This window comes from Flavobacterium sp. HJ-32-4, assembly GCF_022532105.1.
GTDB lineage: Bacteria > Bacteroidota > Bacteroidia > Flavobacteriales > Flavobacteriaceae > Flavobacterium.
Map to the genome: position 1 here is coordinate 3,364,340 of NZ_CP092832.1, position 14,194 is coordinate 3,378,533.

The following is a 14,194-nucleotide window of genomic DNA, read 5'->3' on the forward strand; positions in this document are numbered from 1 at the left end:
CACCGTCGTACGGGAAAACCGCACCTTTTGTTAAAAATCGATATGGAGCACGTATGTCTTAGAGCAGTGAGTATGCGTGATGAAAATGCCATTTTACCGGATACCTTGCGCCCTACTCCAACAAAAACCAGTTGCTGATATCGGTCCTTTTAGAAAATGATCGCACGAGAGACCCCGCTGCCACGGGACACTAGGCGTAGGATACTTCGGTGGAACATCGAAAGGGTTTCCCGGGAATGAACATGCTTCAGGCGTGAACCGCGCGTGAGGGACAGGCGCGGCAGCCTTTTTGCCACCGCCAACGTCTTTTGGAAACGGAAGTAGGGGAAAAACAGGAAAAGGAATCGAAGCCCGGCAAAAAGCTATAGCAGATGGCCCGACGGCGCCTTTTTAGTAGGCAGTTGGCAGTCGCAGTAGGCAGTGGGCAGTGGGCGCCGGCACGCCCAAAAACAAAAAGAGAAAGCCGCCTCCTTGCGAAGACGGCCCTCTCTTAATACAAAACTAAAACAAAATACTCTTTAGAAACCGTAGCCAACTCCGACGAAGATGCCGCTGACTTTCACGTCGCCCATACCCATTGAGTATTTAGCCGACACGTCGATGTCTTCGGAGATCTGGTACCCCGCGCCTACACCTACGTTGACTTTGAACTGGTCTTCATCGGCATTGAGGAAGTAGTTCAGGTCAGGTCCGGCGAACACACTGAAGTCGTCGAATTTGAATTTCGCCATAACCGGGATGTTCAGGAAGCTGAAATCATCCGGAAGCGATACATAAAGGAGTTCGGGCTGTACCGAGAAGGACTCGGAAATACCGATGTTGGCATAAGCGCCTGCGAAAAAGCCGGTGTACGATTCCGACACTTCACCCAGTGGGCCGAGGTCGACTTTTACCGATGCGAGGTCAACACCAGCTTTTGCACCAAATTTTGTTTCCTGAGCGGAAACCGAAAAAGAACCGGCTACGAGAAGAGCCGCAAAAAGTAGTTTTTTCATGATAAATGATTTGTTTAGTTATCATGGTAAAAGTACTTGGCGGGCTGTCGGCCGACAATACGACAAATGTCGTATTTTTACAATAGGTGGTCGGGAAGGATCTTTCCTGGATTTAAAATGCCTTGTGGATCAAATAGTTGCTTGATGCCTTTCATCAAATGGAGGTGATGCTCGGGAAAGGCAATGTCCATGTAGCCCTTCTGCACGAAGCCAATACCGTGCTCTCCTGACAGTGTACCACCGAGTGCTACGGTACTTTCAAAGATCTCGCGGATTCCCTTCGGCACTTCCGTCTTCCAGTTTTCATCCGACATCGTTCCCTTGATGATATTGACGTGCAGGTTTCCGTCGCCTGCGTGGCCGTAACAAACGGAAGAGAAGCCATATTTCGCCCCTGCGGCTTTGACGCTTTCGAGCAATTCTGGAAGGCGGTAACGCGGAACGACCGTATCTTCTTCCTTATAAATGGAATTCGCCTTCACCGCTTCTGCTACGCCGCGCCGCATGCGCCATAGGGCGTTCTTCTGTTCGTCGGAGTCGGCAAAAAGCACTTCACCTATGCGGAATACCTCGAGTACTTCCATGATTTTCTCTGCTTCAGAGAAAAGCACGTCGGGATAATTCCCGTCGACCTCTATAAGAAGGTGCGCCTGGATGTCGTCGGGTACGGTAACACTGATGCCATCGACGTACCGGATGGCCCAGTCGATGGCGTCGCGCTCCATAAACTCAAGTGCGCTGGGTACGATACCCGCACGAAACACGGCGGAAACGGCTTCACACGCCTGGCGTGCTTCGTAAAACGGTACCAGCATTAGGATATTTTGGCGGTTTTGTGGGAGCAGTTTCAGGACAATCTTGGTCAGGATACCCAGCGTACCCTCACTTCCTACCATGAGTTGGGTGAGGTTGTAGCCGGTGGAGTTCTTCAAGGTGTCAGCACCAGTGCGGATGATATCCCCGTTGGGCAGCACTACTTCCAGGTTGAGCACGTAGTCTTTGGTGACACCGTATTTCACAGCCCTTGCACCTCCGGAATTCTCCGCTACGTTCCCGCCAATGGTACAACTACCCATACTGCTCGGATCAACCGGATAGAAAAGGCCTTTTTCAGCAACGGCTTCGCGCAGTACCTGGGTGATGACGCCGGGCTCGACTGTAACCTGTAGGTTCATCTCATCGATGGCGATAATCCGGTTCAGTCGCTCGACTGAAAGGCCAATGCCGCCACGAATGGCCAGTGCACCACCACTTAACCCTGTGCGTCCGGCAATGGGCACAACCGGTATGCGAAACTCCGAAGCCAGCCGCATGATACCGGAAATTTCGGCCGCATTCGAAGGCTTCACCACTACCGAGGGCGGAAAGATATAATCTTCGGTTTCATCGTGACCGTAGTGCTTTCGCGTCTCCTCGTCGAGGAAAACGAAAGAAGGACCTACAATCGATTCGAGTTTTTGGATAACGTCAGGGGAGAGCGAGGTGTGCATGCCTCAAAAATAGCGATTATTTGGGTCTGCAAAAAGCACTGTTTACAGCATTCCGAGTACCCAATGCCAGAGCACCAACGTGAGGAGCGACAAGGGTATACCCACTCCGACCATCATACCGGAAAGCCGTGGCTTGAGTCCGTAGGAGGACGCCAATATCGCCCCGGTAATCATCGGTGCCATGGCGGCTTCCATAACACAGACATCGGACATAGCGCCGTCAAAGGCGAGTATATAGCGATAGAACAGCAAAAAGAAAAGCGGCATAAGGAACAGTTTGAACAGCAGCCCAACCGAAAGAAAGCGCCAATACTGGTTGCGCTTCGCCAGTTTCAGTTGCAGGCCTACCGCGACCAGTGCCACTGGCGCCACGGTTTGCGACAACCGAAGGAAGAACGTATCGGCATAGGCGGGTACCTGCCATTTCAGGACGCCCATTATCATGCCAAGTACGAAGGCAACAAAAGGCGGAAAGGTGAGAATTTTGCGCACCATGGCACCCACATCGGGTTTTTCGTTCGAGAAAAAGGAAGCCGTCAGTGTCCCAAGGGTCGCCATCACCACAAACGTACCGGCCTGGTCGACGACAACCGCGGTTTTGAGTCCCTCGCTGCCATACAATGCTTCAATAATCGGGAAACCAACAAACGACGTATTCCCGAGTCCGGCGGTGAGAATCAAACATCCGGTCAGTTTCCGCGGCCAGGCGAACCAATAGCCCAGAAAGAGAAAGAAACCAAACGACAATACGTAGCCGATCCAGGCGATTCCCAATGGATAGAGGATGTTTCCGCCCAATTCAATCTTGGGGATGTAATAAAGAGCCAGTCCGGGTAACGCCACATGGATGACATACTGGTTGAGCGCTTTATAGCCATCGGAAGGGAATTCCCTGATCCGCTGGAGGAGCACTCCGGCAGACAGACAGGCAAAGATGAGCAAGAGGTTTTCCATGCGGTACACACAAAAATAGGAAATCCGTCGGAGGCCGGACGCCCGTATTGGGCGTTTTTTGCTACTTTTATCGGTATGAAACCCGACCGTAAAACCGCGCTGTCTGAAGTTGACGGCGTTTTGCCACCCGCACCGGTCAATCCGGATGCCGCGGGTACGATACGGCAGTTGCGACGGTCACGCCCCCATCCGGAAGCATTGGCACAGGCCATCCTCAAAGGCGACAAAACGGCGCTGAGCCGGGGCATTACGTTAGTCGAAAGCACACAGGAAACCCATCGTAGTGACGCTGACCGTTTGCTTGAATTGTGCCTCCCCCACTCCGACCGCTCGGTTCGCATCGGCATCACGGGCGTACCGGGAGTCGGAAAAAGCACCTTCATCGAAGCCTTTGGCAGCTATCTTACCTCCATCGGCAAGAAAGTAGCCGTGTTGGCGGTGGATCCGAGTAGTACGGTGTCACATGGCAGCATCCTGGCCGACAAAACGCGCATGGAGGAACTGGTGAAAGACCCGAATGCCTTCATCCGCCCCTCCGCATCCGGCGAAGCACTGGGCGGCGTGGCGCGTAAAACCCGTGAGGCCGTTATCCTATGTGAAGCGGCGGGCTTCGACGTCATCATCATCGAAACGGTGGGCGTCGGGCAAAGCGAAACCGCCGTGCACGGTATGACCGACTTCTTCCTTTTACTGCAATTATCGGGGGCAGGCGACGAACTACAGGGCATCAAACGCGGGATTATGGAAATGGCCGACGGCATCCTGATCAACAAAGCGGATGGCGACAACGTCCGGAAGGCGCAACTGGCCCGGACGACCTTGGTACGCGCCCTGCACCTCTTTCCCCGCAAGGATTCTGACTGGCAACCGGAAGTCGCAACCTGCAGTGCCTTGAAAAAGGACGGTATCTCCGACGTCTGGTCGATGATCGAACGGTATGTAGCCACCACCACTGAAAACGGTTTTTTTGAAGCCCGACGACGGGAACAAGCCCTATTCTGGATGCGGGAAACAATACGCACCGAACTCGGCCGCCATTTCGCGGAAGATCCCAAAGTGCAGGCACTGATCGAGACAATGGAAACCGGCGTACTTACCCGGCAGACCACACCTTTTCGGGCGGCGCGGGAATTACTGGCGTCCTACTTCGGGACTCACTCCTCGTAACGGTCCATTTCGCGGTCATAGAAAGCACCCGCCTGTTCGATCAAACGCTCCATTTCGGATTGGATATCGTCTTCCTCGTCTTCTTCATCGAGTTCTTCAAGAAACTCGATTTCATCGTTTTTCAGGTTGATGAGGAAACGCGGATATTCCAGATGGATAATGAAGATATCGTCTGGGAAATCGGTATTGTCGGCGAGTACGAATTTAGGAAGTTCCATGGGCTTGGGTTGTGACCTCCCGTTTCTCACGGGATGTGATATAGTGAAAACGAAGGTACAAAAATAATGCAGCCGCTGCGAGTCCGGCCAGCAAGCCGATCCAGATGCCGGTAGCACGCAGTTCGGTATACTCGCCGAGCACGAAGGAAATCGGGAAACCAATGATCCAGTAGGCCACAAACGTAATATACATCGGCACTTTTACATCCTGCATACCGCGAAGCGCGCCCAACACCACGACCTGCACGCCGTCGACGATCTGGAAGAGGGCCGCAACGAGCAACAACTCCGATGCAATCGCAATTACCTCTGAGTTATCCGCCAATTGCAGGGTGTTTTCCATATTGAGGAAGAGATACGGCAGTTCTTTATAAAAGAGACAGAATAAAATCGCAAATACGATCTCGATTACAATGACGAGCAGGAACACCGAACGTGCAATCCGGACGAGGTTCGGGATATCGCCCAACCCACGCTGTTGGCTGACGCGGATCATCGACACGACGCTGAGTCCCATGGCGAACATGAACGTAAGCGACGCCAAACTCAACGCAATCTGGTTTGCCGCCTGGCTTTTCGGACCAAGGTTTCCACTGAGCCAGATGGCCGCTGTAAACAAGACCACTTCGAACAGCATCTGAAGCGCCGACGGGATACCCAACGAACAAATCTTCGACAACACGTCTTTCTTCAAGTCGGTAAACCGCAGGGCTGCGAAATACGGTTTCAATATCTCCTTCCGCGCCAAGATCATATGCATGAAAATCACCATCAGCGTGCGGGAAATAACCGTCCCGAGTCCGGCGCCGACGATGCCCATCTTCGGAAAAATCCAGATACCATAAATAAGGAGGTAATTCAGGAGTACGTGCACCACATTCGCCATAACGATGGCATACATTGAGTACTTTGTCATGAAGAGTCCGTCGGCGAATTGTTTATACGCCTGATACAATACCAGCGGTACCAACGAAAGGGCCGCCCAGTCGACGAAAGGCTTGGCCAGCGCGATGACTTCCGGCGGTTGGTGCAGGTACACCATCAATGGTTTCGCCAGTAGTACCAAAAGGAAGAGCGACAGTCCCAATACGGCACAAAGGAAATACCCATGACGGAACGCCGAGGCCACCCCTTCTTTGTCTTTCTCCGCATCCGCCTGGGCAATCATCGGCGTGAGCGCGGTAGAAAATCCGATACCAATCGACATCGCCACGAAAATCATGCTGTTGCCCAAAGAGACGGCGGCGAGTTCTGTCGCGCCCAGCTTTCCAACCATAATATTATCGACGATATTGATCAGCGTATGCCCCACCATTCCCAATACAACGGGATAGGCTAGGCGTACATTATATGCGAATTCTTTGGTATAGGAGGATAACACGGTGGCTAATTTGGCGGCAAAGGTACGGAGAAGCCCCGTGTTTGCGAATTTTATAACACGGTATCGAAATTCTATAAATCGAACGAATATCACGATACTAACTTTGTCACTGTCCTTATGAGGAAAAGGACGCACAAAACACATGATCCCTAACATACCTATTATGAAAAAGACCACCCCTTTTTTCGCCCTTTTTGCCCTTACCTTTTCCCTACTTTCAAGTGTGTCACTCCACGCCCAGACTCCGGGTGGCACCCTACCAGAGGCAGCCGAGAATTATGACAGCGGCTTCCGTCTCGGATTTGGCATCAGCGCCGGACCTGTTTTCGACGATCCGTTCTCATGGGGACTCGGCGGGGACGCCCGACTTCAGTACGACCTTACGAAGTTCACGTCGTTTACCCTTACTACCGGTTACACCCACTTTTTCGTGAAGAGCGAGTTTGAGGATGCCGGCGCGGAAGACCTCGGATTCATTCCCGTAAAACTAGGCTTTAAAGGCTTTGTCGTCGGAGAAGAGCTGTACCTCCTCGGCGAAGTGGGTGGTGCCTTCGATGTCACTAGCGACAACAGCCAGTCCTCGGTATTGTTGGCACCCGGTATCGGTTATGCCACCCGTTCGATCGACCTGAGCGCCCGCTACGAGTATTTCCCTAACTGGGAAACCGGGCCCGGCGAAAAAGGTGTAGGCTTTTTGGCCTTGCGACTGGCCTACGGGTTTAAACTGTAACGTAACCCTCTCTATATATCCACGAAAATACCTCCGTTAATCGGGGGTATTTTTTTTACTTTGTGCTATGCAACTCACGCTCGAAGCCTTTCGTCGTTTACCCGGGGTCGGCGCCGCATCCGGACTCTGTCTGGCGAACGGCTGGATCTACCTCATCTCAGACAATGCCACCTTCCTCTATGCCTATTCCCTGGATGGGAAGGAGATGGTTCAGATACCGCTGGCAGCAAAGCCGGAAGCTGAGATCAGGAAAAAGCACAAACCCGACTTCGAGGCCTTATTGATGCGCAACGGGCAACTTGAGGTGTATGGATCCGGATCACGGCCCAATCGACAAACGAAGGCAATCGTCGACCCCAATCGTCATACGGTGGAACATGAAGATTTGACGCCTTTGTATGCACGGATGCAGGCAGTTTCGCGTATCGACCCCGACGCGTTCAATATCGAAGGTGTCGTGTCGAAGGGAAATAGCCTGTATTTTTTTCAAAGGGGAAATGGCGCAGGCGGACACAATGGGATTTTTTCGGTTTCCGGATCGACGCTTTCGTATCACCCCATAGCCCTTCCTTCCATTGACGGAACGGCGGCTACCTTTACGGATGCGACCCTGGTAGACGACACCCTCTACTTCCTGGCGGCAGCCGAAGCATCCGACTCGACCTACTATGATGGGGAAGTGACAGGAAGCCTGATCGGCACCTGGAATCCCGACACGGGCGCTACGGCTGTGCTGGGCGTCCTGCCGGGGAAACACAAATTCGAGGGACTTACCTTTGAAGCGCGGACGTCGAACGGACTGTCATTCCTACTCTGCGAAGACGCGGATGTTGCCGCTCCCTTCACCACCCTCTACCGCCTGGTCATTTCGACCTGACCGCATTTTTTTTACGTACCTTCCCAACCATTTCCGGTTACGACTTCTCTTAGTCTGTAAACATCCACAAAATGGAGGAACAACTCGTCAATGGCTGCAGGAAGGGGCAACGCGACGCGCAACGGCTGGTCTATGAACGGCTGGCGCCGCGGCTCTACCATACCTGCCGACGCTACCTGAAAAAGGAAGAGGAAATCGAGGAAGCATTGGCCGACTCGTTCTACATCATCTTCACCAAAATCGACCAACTCAAGGAAAACGCCGCTTTTGAAGGCTGGGCCCGACGCATCGCCATCAACGAATGCCTGCGGTACTTGCGGAAAAGCGTCAACTTCAACCTCTATGTTGATGACATGAAAGCGTCACTGCAACCTGTGACGGATGCCGCCACCGACCTCGAAGAAGATGATTTGCTGCAATTGCTTACCAAACTTCCGGCAGGGTGCCGCACCGTTTTCAGCCTGTATGCCATCGAAGGCTATGGCCATAAAGAGATTGCGGCCCTACTTGACATTACCGAAGGCACCTCCAAATCCCAATTGAACGCCGCCCGCACCAAGCTGAAAGACCTGGTGGGTGGACTCTATTACAAACAAGCGAAGTAACATGGAACAGCAGGATATTTTTGAAACGAAACTACGCGAAGCCGCACGAAAAGCGGAAACGCAGGATTTCCCGGCCATGGAAAACGTCTGGAACCGGGTAACGGAAAAATTAGACGGAACCGAACGGAAGCGTCCGGTCATCTGGTGGAAACGCCTGGTGGTAGCGGCCTCCATCCTACTTTGTGGCGTTATCGCCTATGAGTTTGTCGATACACGGCCGATGCCCCGTTACCCCAGTCCGGCATCAACACAGCCGGTAGTGGAAGAACCTGCCCCTAAAGCGCCTTCTTCCGAAGCACCCGTTCCTTCTGCACCGGTAACGCCTCCGTCAACACTGGCGCCGCAACACGCCACGGACGCTGAAGTGTATGCGCCTCAGTCTGAATCCGACACGAATACGGAAATAGCCGCAGCAGATGAACCGGCACTAGCCAAAGAGAAGGCCGTTACCAAAGACATGACGCCGTTCCTGTCGAATTCCGCCAGTAGCCTGTCGACACCTTCGATGACAGCCAACCGCTTTCCCGTTACGGTCGACTCGACACAGCAAGCGGTGATGGGTGAAAAACGCGTATTGGACCTGGTTGAAGGGACTTCAGGTGACACCTATTCAGGTGTGGTTAACGATGATTCCGGGCTACCATTGCCGGGCGTATCAATCGTCGTACAAGGTACCAATCGCGGCACACAGACTGATTTAGACGGCAAGTTTACAATCAAGGCGAAAAAAGGCGAACGCTTGGTCTTTAGCTTTATTGGGTTGGACACACAACGTATCACATTGGGGAAGCCAAAAGACTTTCTTTCTATCTCGCTAAAGGCCTCCGCCAAGTTACTGGAAGCTGTGATGGTGCAAGGTTACAACATTACCCGTACAAAAAAGAGTTTGGCAGCGAGTACGGTAACCGTATCAAGCTCCTACGTAGAGCGGAAAGCGGCGAAAAAACGCAGTCGTAAAAACCGGAAGACGGCGCAGGTTACGTCCAATGCCAACACGCTACTCGTAAAAATCCTAAAGGAAAAAACAGCAGCTGACACCCTTAACGAAGCTCACGCAGTGCTATGGCAACGGGCCTTGAGCAGCGACAAACGCGGCGCGCCGCTTTACCTGCTCGACGGTGTTCCTGTGTCGCCTGAGAAACTAAAAGTCCTGACCTCTGATGATATCGACGATGTAGAAGCAATGAACCGTGATGAGGCCTTAAAAGTATATGGGAAAAAAGCAGAAAACGGCGTCATCATGATCGAGAGTGTCACCTACAACGGCGATAAAAAATCGAAACGGGAAGTCCGGAAGTGGCTTCGCGAATTACAACAAAAGCAGCGCGACACGCAGGAGGAATATCCACCCTTAATCGAAAACCCCTTTGAAAGCGCCCGCAACCACCCGCTTTCTACTTTCTCGATTGATGTTGATAATGCCGCCTACACCAATGTCCGCCGTTTTATCAACCAGGGGCAGGCTGTGCCGCCTGACGCGGTGCGGATCGAAGAAATGGTGAACTTCTTTGACTACCAGTATGCCCCACCGGTCACAAAGGATCCGTTGGCGGTGCATGCCGAATACGCCGATTGCCCGTGGAACAGCCGCCACAAGCTGCTGCGTATCGGTCTCCAGGCCGCTTCCCTGCCAAGTGATCGACTACCGGCTTCGAACCTTGTGTTCCTGATTGATGTATCAGGCTCGATGGACAGCCCTGATAAACTGCCGTTGTTGAAGGAATCGTTCAAGGTGCTTGTAAACCGACTGCGGCACCAGGACCGGGTGGCGATTGTGGTGTATGCCGGTGCGGCGGGTGTGGTGCTGCCGTCTACTCCGGGCGACGAAAAAGATACCATCCTCAACGCACTGAACAAGTTGTCGACTGGGGGTAGTACCGCGGGAGGACAGGGTATCGAGCTTGCCTATGACATTGCCTCCGAACATTTCATCAAAGGTGGAAACAACCGGGTGATCCTGGCAACGGATGGTGATTTCAACGTGGGTCCGTCCTCCGACCAGGACATGGAAGAACTCATTGAAGAAAAACGGCAATCGGGGGTTTTCCTGACCTGCCTCGGCTTTGGCATGGGTAATTACAAGGATGCCAAAATGCAGGTGCTGGCCCAGAAAGGAAACGGCAACCACGCGTATATCGACAATTTACAGGAGGCCAACCGCTTCCTTGGAAAAGAGTTCACAGGCACTATGTACGCGGTCGCCAAAGACGTAAAACTTCAGGTGGAGTTCAACCCGACCCATGTCAATGCCTATCGCCTCATCGGATATGAAACACGCAAATTGCGGGACGAAGACTTCCGAAATGATGCCATCGATGCCGGAGAATTGGGCAACGGCCAAACGGTGACCGCCTTCTATGAGATCATTCCACCGGGCGTTGAGAGTACGTTCTTTGATGGAGACATTCCGTTGAAATATACCAAAACCACCTATGACGGCGGCTCGGAACTGGCGACGGTGAAATTCCGGTACAAACAACCCAACGGAAACAAAAGTCGCGAGTTAGCGGTCCCAATCAGCGACACGCCGGTACCGTTGGATCGCTCGACAGACGATTTCCGCTTTGCTGCGGCGGTGGCATGGTTTGGATTAAAACTCCGGGATTCCCAATTCATCGAGAATAAATCGCAGGACGATATCGAGGCGCTGGCACGCGGGGCACTGACCCCGGATCCGGATGGTTACCGGGCTGAGTTTGTACGTTTGGTGGAACTGGCGCAGTAGCAGTTGCGATGCGTCTGAAAACGGCCAAATGGATTATGCCTTCTCGATTTCCTTCAGGCTCTCCATCTTCTTGAGGGCGAGGAAGCCTTTGATGTCTTCGAAATGTTCTTTCACGCGTTTGTTGCCGAATTCGAACACCTTAGTCGCGAGTCCGTCAAGGAAATCACGGTCGTGCGACACCAGGATGAGCGTTCCGTCGAAATCGCGAAGGGCATCCTTGATGATGTCCTTCGTTTTCATGTCGAGGTGGTTCGTCGGTTCGTCAAGAATGAGGACATTCACCGGTTCGAGCAGGAGTTTGATCATGGCGAGACGTGTTTTTTTCGCCGCCTGACAAGACCTTTACTTTCTTCTGGATGTCGTCGCCTCCGAACATGAACGCGCCGAGGAGGTTTTTGATCTGCGTACGGATGTCACCTACCGCGATCCGGTCGATGGTTTCGAATACGGTCAGGTCACCGTCAAGCAGCGACGCCTGGTTTTGGGCGAAGTACCCAATCTGGGCGTTGTGGCCGACCTCCACCTTTCCGGCATCCGGTTGGATCTCATTCATGATCGCTTTGATCATGGTCGACTTTCCTTCCCCATTCTTTCCCACAAACGCCACTTTCTGGCCGCGTTCAATGACGAGGTTAGCCTCGCGAAATACGACGTGGTCGCCATAGCGCTTCATCACATCCGTTACAATAACCGGATACTGCCCCGAGCGTGGTGAGGGCGGAAACTTCAGGCGTAACGCAGAATTGTCGACCTCATCTACTTCTACCAGTTCTAGTTTTTCGAGCATCTTCACACGCGACTGCACCTGAAGGGTTTTGGAGTAGGTGCCTTTGAAGCGCTCGATGAACTCAGTCGTTTCGGCAATCATCTTCTGTTGCTCTTCGTAGGCCTTCATCTGGTGTGCCCGACGCTCTTTCCGGAGTTCGAGGTAATGCGAGTATTTGGCACGGTAATCATAGATCCGGCCCATGGTGACCTCAATCGTGCGGTTGGTGATATTGTCGACAAAGGCACGGTCGTGGGAGATCACAATAACGGCTTTGGCGGAATTGACGAGGAAGTCTTCCAACCATTGTATCGACTCGATGTCCATGTGGTTGGTGGGCTCATCCAGCAGGATCAGGTCGGGTTGTTGCAGGAGGATCTTCGCCAACTCGATCCTCATGCGCCAACCGCCGGAGAACTCAGACGTCGGACGCGTGAAATCTTCGCGAAGGAAGCCAAGTCCTTTCAGCACTTTCTCTACTTCCGCTTCATAATTTACCTCTTCGATCGAGTAGAATTTCTCGCTTAGTTCCGACACCTTCTCGATGAGTTTCATATAGTCATCGCTTTCGTAATCGGTGCGGATGGTCAACTGTTCGTTGATATGGTCGATTTCGGCCTTCATTTTGAAAATGGTGGCGAATGCTTTCGACGCTTCCTCAAACACGGTGGCGTTGTCTTGCGTGAGCAGGTGCTGCGGCAGGTAGGCGATGACGGCTTCTTTCGGGGCTGATATGTTTCCGGTGGTCGGTTTGTTGACACCGGCAATGAGCTTCAGGAGCGTCGATTTGCCCGCGCCGTTCTTCCCCATGAGGGCAATCTTATCGTTTTCGTTGATGGAAAAAGTGACGTCACTGAAAAGTGTGGTGCCGCCGAACTGTACGGAAAGGTCGTTTACGGTAATCATGATGTGGTTTGAGCGCGCAAAGGTAGGAAGAAGTTGGGGAGATTGAGAGCGCAGGAACCGGGAAATTAGGTTGTTGCCAGACCTCGAAGTTTTCGTTACGCTATTGGCGAACTGTATGCTTTAGACAAGCTATCGAAGAGGCCTATCTTAAAAGGAGGTTTATCTCTGCTTTCAGTGGTTCGATATGTCGTTTCAGAATTAGCCAAACCATCGAGTTGTCGAGGCTGTCATACGCGTGTACCAATCTATTCCGGAATGCGATTATCTGCTTGTCGTGTTCGATTCGTAGGTCGGGCTGTAGTTTTTGACACTGGTTCAATGCTTCGCCTATGATGGCGAGTTGCCGTTCCACAGCACTTTGCGTCTTCCGGTCGGAATCGTAGACAGAAAAGTCACTTACTCCAATTGTAAACTCTTCTATCAACTCAATAGCAAGAAGAACATCAAATAGATACTTTCTGCTTTTTTCCGTCATAGATAAGTACTTTTGATGTATCAATACTGTTTCGGAGTATGGGATTCCGAATGGAAGCGTTTGTCAGCAAATCCACTCTGCGTTGGAAAAACGACTCGAACTTTTCCCATAAGTCGGTGAGATACTCGCCCCTTTGAAGTGGATCTTGGGTCGTTAGTTCGACCAATAGATCAATATCGCTGGACGCATCGTTGAATCGACCGGAAACAGATGAACCGAAGGCATATAACTCCTTTACTTCATGCGTCTTGCATAAAGACAGAAACTCACTTTGGTTAGCCGATATCGCTTCTCTTACATTCACAAAGGCTAAGATAGTCATTTTTGGGGTAGTAACCGATTGACGAAATATCGGTTTACGTTATCTTTAAACTAACAATTCCCGAGAGTTCCACCTAACTCCACAAAAATGCGACGTTCGGCCGGCCTGCTTTTATTTCGAAGGGATGCGGATGCCATCCGTTACCTGCTGGTGCATCCGGGCGGACCCTTTTGGAAAAACAAGGACGCGGGCGCGTGATCGATCCCGAAAGGAGAAGTAGAAGGAGACGAGGACGGACATGCCGCGGCCCTACGCGAATTCGAAGAAGAAACCGGACAAAGGATATCCGGCGATTTCATCACATTACCCCCGCTTCGGATGCCATCTGGAAAGTGGCTTTCCATTTGGGCGATTGAGCACGATTTTGACACCGGCTCCCTTCACAGCAACACTTTCGAAATGGAATGGCCACCCCGCTCCGGACGCCTGATTAGCGTTCCTGAAGTCGATCAGGCGACATGGGTGACGGCGGAAGAAGCACAACTCAAATTGCATGCCGGACAAATGGCCTCCCTCGATGCATTACAGGCGTTACTAAAGACGTCTCCTCAAAAGTAATTAACCGAAAACGATTGCAGTTCGC

At 52.2% G+C, this 14,194-nt stretch carries 13 protein-coding genes and 1 pseudogene; 6 read left to right on the top strand and 8 right to left on the bottom strand.

What is annotated here, in order from left to right; all coding sequences use genetic code 11:
• Nucleotides 1–518: 518 nt before the first annotated feature.
• From MKO97_RS14430 to MKO97_RS14440, 3 genes are all read right to left on the bottom strand, one after another.
• Nucleotides 519–995: an outer membrane beta-barrel protein gene (locus MKO97_RS14430; protein WP_241103910.1), complete on the bottom strand. Its 477-nt coding sequence runs from the start codon at nt 993–995 to the stop codon at nt 519–521.
• Nucleotides 996–1,072: 77 nt separating this feature from the next.
• Nucleotides 1,073–2,485 (bottom strand): FAD-binding oxidoreductase, encoded by a 1,413-nt coding sequence (locus MKO97_RS14435; RefSeq protein ID WP_241103911.1) that lies wholly within the window; start codon nt 2,483–2,485, stop codon nt 1,073–1,075.
• Nucleotides 2,486–2,527: 42 nt separating this feature from the next.
• Nucleotides 2,528–3,439 carry an AEC family transporter gene (locus MKO97_RS14440; protein ID WP_241103912.1) on the bottom strand — a complete coding sequence of 304 codons (912 nt, stop codon included), beginning with the start codon at nt 3,437–3,439 and terminating at the stop codon, nt 2,528–2,530.
• 75 nt (nt 3,440–3,514) lie between these two features.
• Here MKO97_RS14440 and meaB point away from each other — a divergent pair, with 75 nt between their 5' ends.
• A complete protein-coding gene (gene meaB, locus MKO97_RS14445; RefSeq protein ID WP_241103913.1) occupies nt 3,515–4,606 on the top strand; it encodes a methylmalonyl Co-A mutase-associated GTPase MeaB in 1,092 nt (363 codons plus the stop codon).
• Here meaB and MKO97_RS14450 read toward each other — a convergent pair.
• Together MKO97_RS14450 and MKO97_RS14455 are read right to left on the bottom strand one after the other, a co-directional pair.
• Nucleotides 4,594–4,824: a hypothetical protein gene (locus MKO97_RS14450; RefSeq protein ID WP_241103914.1), complete on the bottom strand. Its 231-nt coding sequence runs from the start codon at nt 4,822–4,824 to the stop codon at nt 4,594–4,596. The genes meaB and MKO97_RS14450 overlap by 13 nt on opposite strands.
• Complete coding sequence (locus tag MKO97_RS14455; RefSeq protein ID WP_241103915.1) at nt 4,811–6,205, bottom strand: MATE family efflux transporter; 1,395 nt, start codon at nt 6,203–6,205, stop codon at nt 4,811–4,813. The genes MKO97_RS14450 and MKO97_RS14455 overlap by 14 nt, the downstream gene beginning before the upstream one ends.
• A gap of 163 nt (nt 6,206–6,368) precedes the next feature.
• On the opposite strand from MKO97_RS14455, the gene MKO97_RS14460 reads away from it, so the two are divergent.
• The 4 genes from MKO97_RS14460 (at nt 6,369) to MKO97_RS14475 (ending at nt 11,142) form a co-directional block, all read left to right on the top strand.
• Entirely contained in the window at nt 6,369–6,935 is a 567-nt protein-coding gene (locus MKO97_RS14460; protein ID WP_241103916.1) for a hypothetical protein, read from the top strand.
• A gap of 67 nt (nt 6,936–7,002) precedes the next feature.
• Nucleotides 7,003–7,812, top strand: coding sequence for a hypothetical protein (locus MKO97_RS14465; protein ID WP_241103917.1), 810 nt, complete (start codon nt 7,003–7,005; stop codon nt 7,810–7,812).
• Between the two features lie 71 nt (nt 7,813–7,883).
• Entirely contained in the window at nt 7,884–8,417 is a 534-nt protein-coding gene (locus MKO97_RS14470) for an RNA polymerase sigma factor (RefSeq protein WP_241103918.1), read from the top strand.
• Between the two features lies 1 nt (nt 8,418).
• On the top strand, nt 8,419–11,142 hold the full coding sequence (locus tag MKO97_RS14475) for a VWA domain-containing protein (protein ID WP_241103919.1): 2,724 nt from the start codon (nt 8,419–8,421) through the stop codon (nt 11,140–11,142).
• Nucleotides 11,143–11,175: 33 nt separating this feature from the next.
• Here MKO97_RS14475 and MKO97_RS14480 read toward each other — a convergent pair.
• The 3 genes and pseudogenes from MKO97_RS14480 to MKO97_RS14490 all read right to left on the bottom strand — a co-directional run bounded on the left by MKO97_RS14480 (nt 11,176) and on the right by MKO97_RS14490 (nt 13,611).
• Nucleotides 11,176–12,814: pseudogene (locus MKO97_RS14480) on the bottom strand (ABC-F family ATP-binding cassette domain-containing protein).
• 142 nt (nt 12,815–12,956) lie between these two features.
• Nucleotides 12,957–13,289: a DUF86 domain-containing protein gene (locus MKO97_RS14485; protein ID WP_241103920.1), complete on the bottom strand. Its 333-nt coding sequence runs from the start codon at nt 13,287–13,289 to the stop codon at nt 12,957–12,959.
• Nucleotides 13,258–13,611 carry a nucleotidyltransferase family protein gene (locus MKO97_RS14490; protein WP_241103921.1) on the bottom strand — a complete coding sequence of 118 codons (354 nt, stop codon included), beginning with the start codon at nt 13,609–13,611 and terminating at the stop codon, nt 13,258–13,260. Before MKO97_RS14490 ends, MKO97_RS14485 begins: the two co-directional genes overlap by 32 nt.
• A 201-nt stretch (nt 13,612–13,812) precedes the next feature.
• Here MKO97_RS14490 and MKO97_RS14495 point away from each other — a divergent pair, with 201 nt between their 5' ends.
• Nucleotides 13,813–14,169, top strand: a complete 357-nt coding sequence (locus tag MKO97_RS14495) for an NUDIX domain-containing protein (protein WP_241105540.1) — start codon at nt 13,813–13,815, stop codon at nt 14,167–14,169.
• Nucleotides 14,170–14,194: the final 25 nt, after the last annotated feature.